The sequence below is a fragment of the Cohnella fermenti genome (assembly GCF_004801405.1).
Classification (GTDB): Bacteria; Bacillota; Bacilli; order Paenibacillales; family Paenibacillaceae; genus Cohnella; species Cohnella fermenti.
In genome coordinates, this window is sequence record NZ_SSOB01000005.1 from 226,678 (window position 1) to 242,032 (window position 15,355).

A 15,355-nucleotide genomic window follows, 5' to 3' on the forward strand; every position below is an offset into this window, starting at 1 on the left:
TTGTCGGCGTGCTTCGTATCCATTCCGAATGCAGGCCGCTCCTACTGTCGGACCTTGCCGATCCGGCTCGCCAATTGCTGCAGATCGTGCCCCTTCAGCGCGCCTTCGATCAGCTCCGGCAGCCTGTCGGGAGAGCAGCCGAAGCAGGGGATGCCGAGCGCCGACAGCTTCCGCGCGACCTCCTCGTCATAGACCGGCAGGCCGTCGTCGGACAGCGCGAGCAGGCAGATCGTGCGGACCCCGGATTCGTGCATGTCGCGCAGCCGCCGGATCATCGCCGTCCGGTTGCCGCCTTCGTACAGGTCCGAGACCAGCAGGAAAATCGTCTTGCGCGGCTCCGTCACGAACGGCTCGCAGTAGGCGCACCCCGACCGCCGCCGGGGCGCCGGCTTTTGCCCTCTGGTCCGCCGGCCTTTGCCCTCTGATCCGCCGGCTTTTGCGATTTTATGCGGTTTTTCACATTCATCGGTTTGAATGAGCCGCCATCTCGGCGTTTTATGTGATTTTTAGCATACATGCGACAACTGGAGCCGGAATTTTCTCTATATAGGCTATTTTTCACATAGAATCGTCCAACCTGCCCGTTATCGCGCCGCTCGAATGTGATATTTCACATACATTCCTATCCGGCGAGTCCGGCGAGATGCCCGGCCCCCCTCCCGCACGATTCTTAATGGGCTGCCCCACAACTTATAGATTCTTATATGTAAAATGATAAGACGCGCCGAAGCCTTTGAAAAAAAGAAAAACCCTTCCGCAGAAGAGTTTGTTTAAATAGATGGTGCGGACGAGAGGACTCGAACCTCCACGGGGGGTTAGCCCACTGGAACCTGAATCCAGCGCGTCTGCCAATTCCGCCACGTCCGCATATCGTTCGCCGCCTGACGTGCACCTTCTCGAAGAAGGCCGTCCGCTGCAGCAACGAAATTTATCTTATCATGCGCCCCGCGCCAAGTCAAGCGAAGATTGCCTGCGAATCGAAAGTTCCAATTTTCAGACATTCACCGCCTGTACCCTTGCCTATTCCCGGCCCCTTAGAGCTCGAACTCCGGCCTCGGCTCGTTCTTCGGCACGATCCGGCACGCCCGGCTCATCTTCACGACCCGGCGGTTCCGTCTGCGAATGAGCAGGCTCTCGTCGTCCCAGGCCACGACAAAACCGATGATGTCGTTCATCTCCAGCGCGTCCCGGATGACCCGGATCAGCGTTCCGTCCACCCGCAGCTTGTCCAGCTCCTCGTCCGTCATCCACATCTCGGCCATTCCCGTTCCTCCTCCTCTTCGCGAAAAATCCGCCCCGATCGCCTAAACGGCGGCCAAAGCGGATTCCTCCGGTCATGCAGCGTTCTGTTCGATTCAGCCGACATGCTCGCGCGATTCGTTCGTCTCGTACCAGCAATCCAGCACCTTGCTGGACATAACGCGTCCCCGCACATATTCCGCCTGGCGTTCGGTGAAGCTGCTCTCCCACCCGATTCCGAGCTTATCGCACAGTTTGACGATCGTCAGCAGCTCCGACCAAGCCACGTATCTCTTATACCAGAAAAACTGCGGATGCTCGATCATATAAGGATACAGATCATCGAATTCGGTGTGCTTGCAGTCGAGCGCGCGCTCGAAATGGATCTTGGCATCATGCAGCTGCTCCGAGAAAAATTCGGCCGACTTCTCAACGTTATCTCCCATCTCCTGCTCGCCTCCCCTCTGCAACTTTACTTTATTATAATTCATGCGCGCACAATCGGAAAGCCGCCGGCGCCTATTTTCCGGGAAGGAATCGCTTCCAGTCCTTGTTCAAGCGCCTGAGTGCGCCCGCTCTTATTCGAAAGTGATCTTCTCGCCTTCCAGCGAAGAGATGCGCACAAGCGTCTCCACCTGGTACCCGAGCTCGCGAAGCGCCTTGCCTCCCGCTTGGAACGACTTCTCCAGCACGATGCCGATGCCGGCCACCGTGGCTCCCGCCTGTTCGACGATCCGCAGCAGCCCGCGAGCCGCATCCCCGTTCGCGATGATGTCGTCGATGAAGAGAACCGAGTCCTGCTCCCCGAGCAGATGTCTGGAGACGATCAAGTCCGTCACGATCCCCTTCGTGAAGGACGGCACCCGTTCGATGTACGCATCGGCATCCCCGAGCAGCGTCTTCTTCCGTCTCGCGAACACCAGCGGAACTCCGAGCGTCAGAGCCGTGGCGAACGCAACCGGAATGCCGGACGATTCCACCGTGATAACCTTCGTAATCTTCTTGCCCTCGAACCTTCTCGCGAATTCCTTGCCCATCTCCATAGTGAGCTGGGGGTCCACTCCGTGGTTGAGGAGCGAGTCCAGCCTCAGCACGCCCGAGTTCACGATCGTCGCTTCCTGGAGGATGCGTTCCTTCAAGATATCCATTCGCTCTCACCGTCCCTTTTCGTATGTTTTCATTAGATTATAACGGCTGGGGCGGGGTTTGCAACCTTTTTTTGAAGGGGGACAAGGAAGCGATTCGCAGCCGCAACAAGCGGGGAATGAATAGGACAACGGTCGGTTCCCGCGCCCGATTCCGCCGACGCTCTAGGACCTTAGCACTTTTATTTCTTGGAGACGGCGGAAGAGCGGAACTTTTGCCTGGTGGAAAATGTCATACATAATAACGAAGCTAATTCCAAGCTTAACCGAAGGGGGACAACGCGGTGAGAACAATCGGCGGAACGTGCGCATCCATCTTGTTGACCGGGCTGACCGCCCTGCTTCTGGCGTCCTGCGGCCAAGCTTCCCTGATCGGGGAGCTTCCGGCCGAAGGAGCCGCGCCGTCATCGGCAGCAGCCGAAGCGATTGTCCCCCCGGCCGCTTCGGAAGCGGCGCACGCGCAAGCGGCCTCCCTCAAGGAAGAGCCGGTCTCCGAGCTTGCGTTCGACCCCAACGACCCGCAGCTCTCCGGAATCCGGCTCGGCGACTCGGCCTCCGAAGCGGAGCAGCGGCTCGGCGACGTCCAGGCGGAATACGAGCTGCCGAGCGGCCGCTCCGATATACATATGAAGGAATATGCCGGAGCGACCGTCGGCTTCGACGACAGCGGCCGGGCCGTGTACGTCGAGCTGTCCGGGAGCGCCTCCTCGTCCGGCATCAAGGGCGTCCGCCTCGGCGGCAGCGCCGAGGAAGCGGCGGCGGCGCTCGGCCTCGCGCTGGCCCCGGAGGACATGCTTCTGCTGCTCGACGTGAAGGGCGGCCTGCTCAAGCTCGACCTCGACCCCGTCAGCCGCGATATCCTGTCGGTGAAGCTGATCGGGAACTCGTGATGCCGCAGGATTATAGGTGTATGGTGCGGCGTTGTGCGCGGTTTGATGCGTGGAACGGTTTGATTGGCAGGACGCGGTACAGCGACATGGTTGGTTTTGGTGCGGATTTATATGATTTTTCACATTCGCGGGGTCCCTTTTGGGGCCCATTGACGGTTTTTATGCGATTTTTCGCATTCGTTGCCCACTTAGGAGCCTCGATTGGCACTTTTTATGCGATTTTTCACATTCATGGGCCGCTTTTGGGCCTCATCTGACCAATTTTATGTGATTTTTCGTATTCGTTGCCCGCTTTGGAGCCTCGATTCGCTTGTGCTTTTTATGCGTTTTTTCACATTCGTGGGGAACGGTGACGGGCGGTAGGCCCCCAAAGTTGGCCCAGGAGCAGGCGCCCCCTATCCTCCCGCCCACCCTACGGCGACAGCAAAAGCGTCTGCAGCCAGAGCGCTCCGAGCGACAGCAACAGAACCGGCAACGCCAATAGCGCGCCGACCTTCATGTACTCGCCCCACGACAGCTTGATTCCGTCCCGCCGCAGCAAGCCGAGCCAGAGCAGCGTGGCGAGCGACCCGATCGGCGTCAGCTTCGCCCCGATCGTAAGGCCGAGCAGCGCGGCGAACGGCAGCAGCTCTCCCCCTCCCGCTTCCGTAATCGACATGGAAGAGATCAGAACCGCCGGCAGGTTGTTCAGAACGGCCGCCAGCAAGGAGACGAGAATCCCCGTTCCGAAGATGGACGCCGCCGGCCCCTGTTGCAGGAGCGGCTCCAGCAGCTTCGGGAACCAAGCGGTCGCCCCATGCAGATGGAGGCTGTAGACGACCAGGTTCATCGCGAAGGCGAACACGACGATCAGCCAAGGCGCCCTGCTCGCGATTTGTTTGGTACCGATGCTCCCTCTCGCCGCGGCCAAAGCCCACAGCAGAAGCGCGCCGCCGCAAGCGACGACGGACACCGGCACTCCGAGCCGCTCCCCGAACAGATACAGGACCAGGATCGACACGAGCACGAGCCACGAGAACCGGAAGGAGAACCGGTCCGCGATTGCGGTGGCCGGGATCGGGAACGCGCCAGCTGTGTCGGCCGCTTCCGGAACCGGGAACGAGCCAGAGGTGTCGGTCGCTTCCGGGAGCAGGGAGCGCCGGAACGCCAAGAGCAGCACGCCGATCGTCGCAAGTACGGCGGTGATGCCGGGAAGCAGCATATGGCGCGCATAATCGCCGAACGAGATGCCGAAGTAATCGGCGGTCAGGATGTTCGTCAGATTGCTGACGAGCAGCGTCGCGCTTGCCGTGTCGGCCATGAGCCCGATACCGAGCAGGAAGGCGAGCCGTCCCCGCAGGCTCATGCCGAGCAGCGCAGTCGCCTCGAGCACGATCGGCGTCATGATCAGCACCGTCCCGTCGTTGTTGAAGAACGTCGTAATCAGGCTCGCCAAACCCGCGAAGCCGGCAAGCAGCAGCAACGGACGTCGGCCGAACCGCCGGACGATATGGAGCGCCGCCCATCGGAAGAAGCCGATGTCGTCCAGAACGGCCGTCAGGATCATAATGCCGATCAAGGAGAGCGTCGCGTTCCAGACGAGCCCCCAGATGTAGGAGGCGTCCTCCAGGCCGATATTCCCGAGCAGCAGCAGAAGCGCCGCCGCAGGAACGGCGAAGACCGCCTCGTGCCATTGCCTTGGCTTAACGATAATCAGAAGAAGGGTAAGGAGGAAAACAGCGATTGAGCTGCCGATGGCCATTGTGTCTGAACTCCCATGCTTGTCGCAATTGATGGAATGAATGATTGGAGGCCGCTTCTCCTCTTATGTCATGCCCGTCCCGCTTCCCTCATAGAATTCAGAGAGAAGGACAAGGACCAGCGGCATGGAGGGATGCGAATGAAGCGTTGGGGGCTAAGCTTGCAGATTGCGTTTACGTTCATCGGCACCGTCGTCGGCGCGGGCTTCGCGACCGGCCGCGAAGTCATGCAGTTTTTTACCCGGTTCGGCCATTGGGGCGCCTTGATGATCCTCGTCTCGACCGCGCTGTTCGTCTGGCTCGGCTCCAAGATGATGCTCACCGCCGCCGAGATCAAGGCCAAGTCGTTCGAGGACATGAACCGTCACCTGTTCGGCGATCGGGCGGGCGCGTGGGTCAGCCATCTCATGCTGATCGTCATGCTGGGCGTGAACTCGGTCATGCTGGCGGGGGCGGGCTCCGTCTTCTCCGAGCATCTTAATCTCGGCTATCAGACCGGCCTGCTCGTGACGATGTTCGCCTGCTTCTTCCTCCTGCGCAAGGGGATGTCCGCGATTCTGACGATCAACTCCATCGTGGTCCCGCTCATGATGATCTTTACCTCGCTGCTCGTTGCACACGCGCTGAACGGCCCGGGAGCCGATCGCTGGCTGACGCTTCAGACCGACGCCTCGCCCTGGGCGGCGTGGATGTCCCCGCTCCTGTACGCCGCGTTTAACCTGTCGATGTCGCAAGCCGTGCTCGTCCCGCTCGGCCACGCCATCTCCGATCCCGTCGCCCTGAAGCGGGGAGCCTGGCTCGGAGGCATCGGCATCGGCGCCATGCTGCTGGCCGGGCATCTGACGCTGTCCTCGCAGATGCCCGGCGTCCTCCAATACGACATCCCGATGGGCGGCATCGCGCGCGAGGTCGGCGCCTTGATTCATTGGATCTTCGTGCTGCTTATCTTCATGGAGATCTTCACAACTCTTGTCGCCGACATCTACGGCCTCACCTTGCAACTGCAAGAGCGAATCCACCTGTCCAAAATGTGGCTGACCCTAGGGGTGCTCCTCTTCTGCTACACGGCCGGTCAATTCGGCTTCGGTCCGCTGCTGACGACGCTGTACCCGATGTTCGGCATGCTGAGCCTCGGCTGGCTGCTCCTCATGGGGAAGGATAACCGGCTCCGGCCAAGGCCGCCGCTCTAGCCGGAAGCCGGACAAGCGCCGCTCCGGGCACGCTCTCCGCCATCACGCGGGCCGTATGCTCGTGGCACGTGAACAGGATGACCTGACGCTCGGCGCTCACCTCGGAGAGCACCGTCGCCGCTTGGCGAAGGCGCGACTCGTCGAAGTGGACGAACAGATCGTCCAGCAGCAGCGGCAGCTCCTGCTCCGGCGAAGTCGCCCCCGCCAGCGCGAAGCGGAGAGCGAGATAAAGCTGCTCCCGCGTGCCCCGGCTCAGGAAGGAGCTGTCGATCGGCTTCCGGTCGACCGTCTCCGCGAACAGAACGGCAGAGTCTCCCGGCGCGATGATGCGGACGTACGCTCCTGCCGTAAGAATCTCGAAGTAGCGCGACGCCCGATGCAGAACGAGAGGCTGCTTGTCCTCCTCGAACACCGTCTTCGTGCGGCGGATCAGCTCCCCGCACAGCGCGAGCACCGCATACCGCTCCGCGAGGCGATCGAGCTCGGCGCGCTTCTCTTCGATCGAGACGACGCGATCGTCCGTCTCGGCTTCCGCGCGCAGCCGTTCCAGCTGCTGCGCGAGCCGCCCGCGCCGCTCCAGCAGCTCGGCGCGCTGCCGTTCCGCATCGCCGAGCGCTTGCTCGGCGTGCGCCAGCTCTTGCGCCAGCGCGGCTTCGTCCGCGCGGGAGAGGCGCTCCTGCAGCTCGGCGAGGGCGGACGCGTCGCGTCCGGCCGCCAGCCGCAGCTCCGCCTCGCGGCGTTCGCGCCGCAGCAGCCGCCGCCGCTCGTCCACGCGAAGCCGCCGCTCGTAGGCGGCTTCGTCCGCTTCTCCGGCGGCGTCCAGCGCGCCGCGAACCGCGGCCTCGCTCGTTGCCGCCGCAGCGCCGGCCGCCTCGAACGCGGACGCGGCCGTCTGCAGCCGCTCGTCCAGGCGGCCGGCCTCGGCGGCGATGCCCATCTGCCGCAGCGCGTCCGCGTGCAGCAGCTTCACCGCGAGCAGCGCGTCGCCGCCCGCCGCGGCAGGCGGCGGACAAGCCGCGAACAGCCTCGCGGCCTCCGCCGCGAACGCCTCCTCGCCCGCGCGAAGCTGCGCGGCCCGCTCCTGCGCCCGCGTCCGCTGGCGGAGCGCCTGCAGCGCCTGCTCCGCGAGCTGGAACAGCTCCGGCAGCAGCTCGGGCGGCAGCGCCGCGCTCAGCCTCCGCTCGCGCAGCCACGCCAGCCAGCCGTTCCTCGCGGCCTCGGAGCGGCTCCGGCCATCGCCCGCTTCCCGCTCCAGGCGCTCCCGCTCCCGCCGCAGGGCGCTGCGCCTAAGATCCCGCTCCCGCTCTCGGTCCAGATGAGCCTCCCGCTCCCGTTCTTCCCGCTCCAGGCGCTGAATGCGCTCCTGCACGGCATCGCGGGTTTGCCGCCAGAAGGCGTCTCCCGCCGCGTCCGAGACAAGCCGGGACGCGAGCCGCTCTTGCCCCGCGAACAGCTTCGCCGCAGCTTCCGCCAGGCGGCGCTCGCTATCGCGAGCGGCCTCCCGCGCCTCGGCCAATCTCCGGCCGAGCTCGGGAGAATCGCTCCGCCCGGCCGGCGCTTTGCCTGCCCGGGGCCGCGCGTTCCAGAGCGCGAACACCGCCAGGCACGCGGCGAGCACATAATAGCCGGCCGCTTCGCCTGCCGGCATGCCGCTCGCGAGCGGCAGCACAATCGCCGCGATCGCCAGCAGCGCCGCCAGCAGTGCCGTCAGATGAGCACCCGAGACGGTCATTCTGCCGGAGACGCTCTTCCTGCCGCGACGTCCAAGCTCGGGCTCATTGCCGGATGCATCATCAGACGTCTCGCTTGGCCCCGTCGCCAGCCGCAGCTCCCAAGCGGCGCGCTCCCATCGTCTCCGGGCGTCCTCCAGCTCGTTCCAAGCCGAGAGCAGCGCCTCCTTGCCCAGCGGCAGCAGCTCGGGGCCTCCGGGCGCCGGGCCCCGGACGGCAAGACGCTGCGCCTGCGCACCGTCTTGCTCCGCCTCCTCTTCCTCCAGCAGCTCCTGCTGCTGCCGCTCAAGCCGCCGCAGCTCGCCCTCCGTCTGCTCCAGCCGGCTCTCCGCCTCTTCGAGCGCGGAGAGAAGCTGCCGCGCCCGCTCCCGCTCCGGGAGCGAGGCGAACGTCTGCAGCTCGGCCTCCTCCCACTCCGGGGACAGCCGTCCGAGCATGGACACGAGACTCTCGTCCAGCAGCCGGATGTCCGCGGCCAGCTCGCCGCGCTCCTCCTTCCGGGCGGCGACGGTCTCCCTCCTCGCCTCGAGCGCCTCCAGTTCCGGCAGCCGCCGGACCAGCTCTTCGCTCCAGCTTAAGAGCCGGCGCGCCGTATGCAGCCGGGAGCGCTCCTCCGCCGCCGCGTTCAGGCGCTCCCGGTCCGCCTCCCGTCCGGCGACGAGCGCCTCCCACTTGACGGCGGCGAACTCCGGAAGCGGCTCGGCCTGCGGGTCCGGAAGCTCCTGCGCCAGCTCCGCTTCTTCCAGCCGCAGCGCTTCGCTTCGCAGCCATTCCGCCCGCGCGTTCGCCGCGCCCCGGGCGACCGCCGCTTCCTGCCGCAGATCGGGCAGCCGCCCTTCCGCCGCCCGCAGCTCGCGGTCCGCTTCCTCCAGCTCCATGACCGCTTCATTGTACGGCCCGATACCCTTGCGGCTCTGCCGCAGCTCCGCTTCCTCTTCCTTCAGCGCCGCGAGCAGCCGGTTCAGCTCCGGCAGTTCGCCCTTCGGCTTGTACAGCTTGTCCAGCTCGGCCGAGACGGTCTTGATCGCCGACGTCAGCGAGGCGCCCCCGGCGATGCCCGCGTGGTACAAGTAGTTGCCGACCTCTTCGCCCTGCAGCGTCCGCAGCTCGTGCAGCTCGTCCAGCGTCACCGCGAACAGTTGCCGGAATAGCTTCTCCGAGACGCCGCCAAGCCAGAGCCGCTCAAGCTCCGCTTGGGTCAGGAGGCTCTCGCGGCCCTCCTCGTCGCGCAGCGTCACGACCGGACCGCCGCGCCGATTCGGCGCATCTCCGTACCGTTCGAGCTGCCATTCCTTCTCGCCGTCCGTCAGCACCAGACGGCCGCCGTGCCGGCCGCCGCGGACCGGCTCTGCGCGTTCCGCCGGCTGGCCCCGGTTCGCGAAGCCGTACAGAAGGCTGCGGATGAAGCGGTGAATCGTGCTCTTCCCGGCTTCGTTCGGCCCCGCGACGACGGTGAGCGGCGCGTCCAGCGGGACAATCTCCCCGCTTAAGGCCGCGAAGCCCTCGATCTGCAGCTCTTTGATCCGCATACGCTTTCTCCTCCGTTCCCGCTCCGAGCCTTCTGCCCGCCTATTCCTTCTCCCGCAGCAGCGCTGCCGCGAGCCGCGCGGCCTGGCCGATCAGCTCGCTTCTCCTCTCGTCGCCGAGAGATAACGTCCATTCCCTTAGCTTCGGCTGACGCAGCGCGGGCTCCAGCGCCTCTTCCAGCAGCCTTCTCCCTTCGCTTCCGTCCGCCTCCGCGCTCCGCGCCTGCCTGAGCAGCTCCGCGAGGAAGCCGTCTCCTTCGGCCGGATCGGTTCCGCCGAGCTCCGGGCGGGTGCGCACGTCCAAGCTGTCCAGCCATACCCACGCGTCCGACTCGTCCGGCGAGCCGTACCATTCCCGGAGGCTCTCCAGCCATTCGGCGACGACCTGCGGGCTCTGCAAGCTGTCGTGTTGAACGCCCGCGCCTTCCAGACGAAGGCGCAGCACAACCGGACGGCCTCCCGCTTCCGCCGCCGCGGCCGTCATCGCGGCTTCGAGCCTTCCTTTAAGCTCCTGCTCCGTCCGAATGCCCTCGATGGACACGGCGAGCTCCGTCCAGAGGACGTCCGCCGTATCCCGGAACGAGAGCGAGACGTCTCCCGTCTCCGAGACGGAGACGACGTACCCGCCCTTTGGTCCAATCTCGCGGATGCTTCTTCCCTGGCTGTTGCCCGGATAGACGACATGGGGCGACTCGCCGAGCACCCGACGCCCGTGCACATGGCCGAGCGCCCAGTAGTCGAAGCCCTTTCCCGCCAGCTCGCTTAAGCGGCATGGGGCGTAATTGTCGTGGGCCGCGTCTCCGTCCACATTGGCGTGAAGCAGCGCCAGATGGAACGGCGCTCCTTCCTTCTTCTCGAAGCCGGCGGCCAGGTTCTCGCGAACCGCCGCCTCCCGGTACGAGATCCCGTAGACGTGGGCGATCCGCTCGCCTCTGCGGTTGTCCACCGCGCGGAATTCCACACGGCGGGAGCCGAACACGGTCACCTGCTCCGGATAGTCGAGCCGGGCTTGCCAGCCGTTCTCCGGGTCGTGATTGCCGTGAACGATGAAGACGGGGATGCCGTCCTCGGCCAGAAGCGTTAGCTGCTTCTGCATGCGAAGCTGTGCCCGCAGCGAACGGTCCGCCGCGTCGTACAGATCGCCCGCAAGCACGACAAAATCGACCTTCTCAAGCCGCGAGAGAGAGACGAGCTTCTCGAATGAGGCGAAGGTCGATTCCTTGAGCCGTTCCCGGACGGCCTTCGGCGCTCGCGCCAGGCCGCGGAACGGGCTGTCGAGATGAAGATCCGCCGCGTGAAGGAAGGTGAACGGGATCGTCACTTACGCTTCCTCCCCGCGCGCCTGCTCCTCCGGCTCATCCCCGGCGGCGAGATCGTCCGCGCCGAGATCGCTGTATACTTTCTTCAGCTCGCTGATGACGCGGGTCAGCGAGTAGCTCTTCTTCGCCTTGTTCCAGGCGGCTCTGGCGAGCTCGTAGCGATAATGCGGATCGAGAATAAGCGACTCGAGCGCTTCCGCCAAGGCCGCAGGGTTCTCCGCCGGGACGAGAAGCCCGTTGACTCCGTTCTCGATCTGCTCCGCAATGCCGCCCACGTCGGTCCCGACCAGAGACAACAGGCAGAGCGCCGCCTCCGCGAACACCGAGCCGAACGATTCCGCCCGCGACGGCAGCACGAACACGTCGAAGAACGGCATCAACTCCTCCGGATGCAACATATACCCGTAGAAAATCGTATTTTCATAGATGCCCAATTCCTGAGCCAGAGCCTCGAGTTCCTCGCGAATCGGACCGTCGCCGATAATATGAAGCACGAACCGGTGCCCGCGCTGCTGCACTTCCGCGCAAGCCTTCAGCAGCAGGTCGATGCCCTTCGCCGGGACGAGCCGGCAGATCGTGACGAGCTGCGTCACTTCGTTCTCGTGGGAGATCGGCTTGAAGCGCTTCTCGTCGTAGCCGTTCGGAATGACTCCTACGGCTTCGGAATCCCGCAGGTAAGGGGCCAGATAGCCGCGGAAGGAATGGGATACCGTCAGCACCCGCTCGCACTTGTGCTCCAACTCCCCGTAGACCGAGGTCAGGAAGCGATGCTCCGGGCCGCCTTCGAGGATTTTCCCATTGAGAATCAATTCGCGCTCGAAGCTCGAGTGGACCGTCATGACGACGGGAACGTCCGGGTAGATCGCCTTCATCGCCAGCGCGGCGATCGGATGATGCGCATGGATGAGGTCGAACTTGCTGTCCTTGAGGCGGAGCTTCGTCCACCAGATGTAGTCCTTCAGCGTCTGAATATACTTATCGACGATCGCATTGCCCGCAAGGGGATGCCAATCGAACGTATCGAATTCGATCTCTTCCTGGCCTTTGTTGCGAATTCGCCGCGGCAGGGAGAACAGCTCCATCTCCCAACCCAGCTTGCGGAATCGTTCCCTAATGTAAGGAACCATGGAGGATACGCCTCCTGGCTGCTCCGGGGGGAAGAACAGCGCCTGCAAGACGTTCATGGCGACTCCTCCTATTCTCCTATTTTTAGGACTATCTTAATTATGATATATTAGAACATATGTTTCTGTAAAGTTAACGAGGAGGCTCTATGAAGCTCACTACGGACCTGCCCATAACGCCAAGCCAGCTTCCTTCCTTCAGCTCGGGAATCATCGTTATTCTGCTCGGCATGATGCTCTTCATGGCCTATCGTCTCTATGTTCATAACCGCAGAGCCAATTACCGCAAACTCATTCTGTCGCTCGGCTTGTGCTTCCTGCAGCAAGCGCTCGAGCTGGCGCTCGCCGTCAAGCTCGTTCCGGCCAATTCCGCAATGACATTCTCAAGCAACACGCTGTACGTGCTCAGCTTTATCACGCTCAACTTCGCCATATTTGAACTGTATCATAAATCGAGGCCGCGCACACGCGCTTGGTATTATTCTCTACTCGGAATTTGCCTGGCGATCTCGGTCAGCGCCATCTTCACGGGAACGTCGGGCCTGGAGCGAATCTGGGAGGGGACGAACCTGTTCTCTCCCGTGCTCGACGTCTTCATGCTGCTGCTCAGCCCCCTCTTCGCGCTCATGTTCGCCCCGCATATGGGTCAGCCGAAGCGGTACATGCTCACGCTGATGATCTCGTTCTCGCTGCAGGCGTTCGTCCTTCTCGGGCACTTCCAGAAGGAGGATATTGCATTTTATGAGACGATGCGCTTATCTTTGCCGATCATCTATTATGTTTTGTTTTTTATGCTGCTGTTCGAGCGGGTCGTCGAGCTGCTGTCCACCGCATACCGCTCCTCGATCACGGACGGCCTGACGAATCTGTACAACCGCCGCTTCTTCACCGGCCAGATGGAACGGGCGCTGCGCGAAGGCAATCCGGTCGGCGCCATCTTCTGCGACATCGACAACTTCAAGAAGCTGAACGACACGCAAGGCCATCACGAGGCCGACATCGTGCTGAAGCAGGCCGCCCAGATTCTGATGGAGGAGACCGACGGCATCGGCCTCGCCGGGCGCTACGGCGGTGAAGAGCTTGTCGCCTTCGTCTCGCAGGGCCAGTTCTCCCCCGCGCAAGTCGCCGAGAATATCCGCGCCCGCATCGAGAAGGAGACGATCGTAACGGTCAGCGTCGGCTTCTGCCTCGGCCGGAAGGGCACCTCCGCCGAGAAGCTCATGAAGATGGCGGACGAAGCGATGTACCACTCCAAGAAGTCCGGCAAGAACCGGGTCACGGACTTCTCGTCGCTGGCTCACTCAAGCGTTGTGTGAGCAGGCAGGCGGTGGGTAGTTGGGTTGGATGGCAAGGTGGATGGCGCGTCGATAGGTGAGTTGGTTAGCAGGGGGGAAGGCGCGTCGATAGGCGATCTTGTTGGCAGGTTGGAGGGGACGCTGGCAGATGGGTTAGTTGGCAGGCTGGAAAAGCGGCTGAGTAATTTGTCTGGAAAAGCGCCCCGGCGGTTCTCTCGACGTTGTTCGTGTCGGTTCTCTCAACGTTGTTCGTGTCGGTTCCCCGCAACGTTGTTCGTGTCGATGTCCCCCTCCGCTGTTTTGGCGATTTTTATGTGGTTTTTCACATTCATCGGCTTCAATTAGCCGGAATCGAGGCGTTTTATGTGGTTTTTAGCATATATGCGGCACCTCGATCCGGATTTTTCTCTATGTATGCTATTTTTCACATAGAATCTGCCAACCGCCCCGCTGCGAGGCTGCACGAATGTGAAATTTCACATAAATTCCTGGCATCTGCGATACGAGCGGCTTCACCGACCTTATCGCAGGCCCAAACTTGCACTTCGGTCCGCCGTTACGAATAAAAAAAGCATGCTCACGATGACAAGGCGACGAGGTCTGTGATGGCTTTAACCCCACAAATAGGTCCCCCCTCCAACTTCCTCGTCCCGCCGAGCGCTATCTTCCTCCCTTTCTCCCTTCCACCCACTCCCCTTGCGAATTAATTACCATATTGTGGTATATATTGTGATACAGGCGTGGCATTATCCCCCATTTGGACGTTTATGCCTCTTCTCCCGCCGACTCAGGAACATCCTCTTAGGGATCATGGACTTCGCACGTCCACCTTCTGACAGACCCTCTTGCATCCATTACCGTTCATGCTGCTTGGCGGCGCGGATCGATGGAGCGGACGCCTGGAAGCCGGCTTGGCGATCTTCGACCCTCCCTGCCGTCCGATCACCCTCCGGCCTCCAGTCGGCCTGTTAACTCTGCACACAGCACCGAAGCCGCCCCGACCAACGCTAACCATCGACCTATCGCAAACCATCGACCATCGCAGACCATCGACCATCGCTAACCATCGACCTATCGCAAACCATCGACCATCGCAGACCATCGACCATCGCAGACCATCGACCATCGCAGACCATCGACCATCGCTGACCATCGACCATCGCTGACCATCGACCATTGCTGACCATCGACCAACGCTGACCATCGACCATCGCAAACCATCGACCATCGCTGACCATCGACCTATCGCAGACCATCGATTATCGACGAACTCCGTTCAACGCTCATCGTCGACCAATGCCGCCCCCCACCATCACCGTACTCCGTCCCCCGACCATCGCCGTACTTGGTCCAGCACTGACTATCGACCAATGCCATACTCCAACCATCGCAGACCATCAATCAACGCCGTGTCCCGACCACAGCCGAGTGTTCCCGGCGCATTCCTATCCTGAACGAACGGGAGAAGAGGCATAATGCCGGCAGAGTCCAGCGGTATGATGTCAAGTCCTTGAAACGTGCGAATTGGAAATTTCATTCGCGCATCAAGCAAGGAGCAGTAGAAAAAAGGTACACCAAACTAAACCCAGTCGAAAATCAAGGCTAATACCAGATTTTTACTGGGAATTCCGTGAAGGACTTTGGCAAAGGAGGCGTTAATCCTTCGCGCTGTTCACCTTCCTTCGAGGCGTGTAAAGTTGGCCGTTGCGTAGCAGCACATCGACCAGACGCACGAGTTTTCTTGCCGTTAAGACGAGGGCACGCTTGTGTTGATTCTTCGGGACTTCGTCGTACTTCTTCCGGTAGTATTCGCTAAATTCCTGATCGCGCAATCGGACCGAGTTGGCAGCTTCAACCAGGTAGTAGCGCAGGAATCGGTTGCCGGATTGGATACGGGTGGTGTTCTCCGCTTCAAAAGCGCCGGACTGGTGCCTGCGCCAGGTGAGCCCCGCATATTTGGCGACGGCGGCCTGATCCTTGAAGCGCTCGATATCGCCCAGCTCGCCAAGGAGCCCGGCGGCGTAGACCTTGCCGATGCCCGGCACCGACAGCAGGCACTGGGCGCCCTGGATGCCATCGAGAACACGCGCGATCGCCTTGTCGAGATCTTTGAGCTGTTTCTGAATGCTGCGGATCGATTCGATGGACGTGCCGAGCA

General features: G+C 62.4%; 10 protein-coding genes, 1 tRNA gene and 2 pseudogenes. 3 read left to right on the forward strand and 10 right to left on the reverse strand.

The features are described 5' to 3' along the window. Positions 1–41: 41 nt before the first annotated feature. From E6C55_RS05700 to E6C55_RS05720, 5 genes and pseudogenes are all read right to left on the reverse strand, one after another. Positions 42–362 (reverse strand): annotated as a pseudogene (locus E6C55_RS05700) (VWA domain-containing protein); the annotation flags it as partial. 417 nt (positions 363–779) lie between these two features. Further along, a tRNA-Leu gene (locus tag E6C55_RS05705) sits at positions 780–867 on the reverse strand. Between the two features lie 167 nt (positions 868–1,034). Further along, positions 1,035–1,253, reverse strand: coding sequence for a hypothetical protein (locus E6C55_RS05710; RefSeq protein ID WP_136368841.1), 219 nt, complete (start codon positions 1,251–1,253; stop codon positions 1,035–1,037). 102 nt (positions 1,254–1,355) lie between these two features. Then, a complete protein-coding gene (locus E6C55_RS05715; protein WP_136368825.1) occupies positions 1,356–1,685 on the reverse strand; it encodes a hypothetical protein in 330 nt (109 codons plus the stop codon). 132 nt (positions 1,686–1,817) lie between these two features. Next, positions 1,818–2,387: a xanthine phosphoribosyltransferase gene (locus E6C55_RS05720; protein ID WP_136368826.1), complete on the reverse strand. Its 570-nt coding sequence runs from the start codon at positions 2,385–2,387 to the stop codon at positions 1,818–1,820. A gap of 281 nt (positions 2,388–2,668) precedes the next feature. Here E6C55_RS05720 and E6C55_RS05725 point away from each other — a divergent pair, with 281 nt between their 5' ends. Then, positions 2,669–3,274, forward strand: coding sequence for a hypothetical protein (locus E6C55_RS05725; protein ID WP_136368827.1), 606 nt, complete (start codon positions 2,669–2,671; stop codon positions 3,272–3,274). A gap of 499 nt (positions 3,275–3,773) precedes the next feature. Here the strand turns inward: E6C55_RS05725 and E6C55_RS05730 are convergent. After that, positions 3,774–5,015: pseudogene (locus tag E6C55_RS05730) on the reverse strand (ArsB/NhaD family transporter); the annotation flags it as partial. A 138-nt stretch (positions 5,016–5,153) separates the two neighbouring features. On the opposite strand from E6C55_RS05730, the gene E6C55_RS05735 reads away from it, so the two are divergent. Further along, entirely contained in the window at positions 5,154–6,203 is a 1,050-nt protein-coding gene (locus E6C55_RS05735; protein WP_136368829.1) for a YkvI family membrane protein, read from the forward strand. On the opposite strand, the gene E6C55_RS05740 is transcribed toward E6C55_RS05735, so the two are convergent. Genes E6C55_RS05740 through E6C55_RS05750 form a run of 3 tightly spaced genes read right to left on the reverse strand, consistent with a single transcriptional unit; the run spans position 6,160 to position 11,962 of the window. Next, positions 6,160–9,462, reverse strand: coding sequence for an AAA family ATPase (locus E6C55_RS05740; RefSeq protein WP_136368830.1), 3,303 nt, complete (start codon positions 9,460–9,462; stop codon positions 6,160–6,162). The two genes, E6C55_RS05735 and E6C55_RS05740, sit on opposite strands and share 44 nt — an antisense overlap. Positions 9,463–9,502: 40 nt before the next feature. Continuing rightward, on the reverse strand, positions 9,503–10,780 hold the full coding sequence (locus tag E6C55_RS05745) for a metallophosphoesterase family protein (protein ID WP_230986555.1): 1,278 nt from the start codon (positions 10,778–10,780) through the stop codon (positions 9,503–9,505). Then, entirely contained in the window at positions 10,781–11,962 is a 1,182-nt protein-coding gene (locus E6C55_RS05750) for a glycosyltransferase family 4 protein (protein ID WP_136368831.1), read from the reverse strand. Positions 11,963–12,051: 89 nt separating this feature from the next. Between E6C55_RS05750 and E6C55_RS05755 the strand changes: the two genes are divergently transcribed. Beyond that, positions 12,052–13,218 carry a GGDEF domain-containing protein gene (locus E6C55_RS05755; protein ID WP_136368832.1) on the forward strand — a complete coding sequence of 389 codons (1,167 nt, stop codon included), beginning with the start codon at positions 12,052–12,054 and terminating at the stop codon, positions 13,216–13,218. A 1,634-nt stretch (positions 13,219–14,852) separates the two neighbouring features. On the opposite strand, the gene E6C55_RS05760 is transcribed toward E6C55_RS05755, so the two are convergent. Further along, positions 14,853–15,355 (reverse strand): transposase (locus E6C55_RS05760; protein ID WP_136368833.1); only part of this gene is annotated, 503 nt, incomplete at its 5' end.

Coding starts and splice junctions, on each gene's coding strand:
- E6C55_RS05710 (WP_136368841.1), bottom strand. CDS start 1,253: ATGTGGATGACGGACGAGGAGCTGGACAAGCTGCGGGTGGACGGAACG.
- E6C55_RS05715 (WP_136368825.1), bottom strand. CDS start 1,685: ATGGGAGATAACGTTGAGAAGTCGGCCGAATTTTTCTCGGAGCAGCTG.
- E6C55_RS05720 (WP_136368826.1), bottom strand. CDS start 2,387: ATGGATATCTTGAAGGAACGCATCCTCCAGGAAGCGACGATCGTGAAC.
- E6C55_RS05735 (WP_136368829.1), top strand. CDS start 5,154: ATGAAGCGTTGGGGGCTAAGCTTGCAGATTGCGTTTACGTTCATCGGC.
- E6C55_RS05740 (WP_136368830.1), bottom strand. CDS start 9,462: ATGCGGATCAAAGAGCTGCAGATCGAGGGCTTCGCGGCCTTAAGCGGG.
- E6C55_RS05750 (WP_136368831.1), bottom strand. CDS start 11,962: ATGAACGTCTTGCAGGCGCTGTTCTTCCCCCCGGAGCAGCCAGGAGGC.
- E6C55_RS05755 (WP_136368832.1), top strand. CDS start 12,052: ATGAAGCTCACTACGGACCTGCCCATAACGCCAAGCCAGCTTCCTTCC.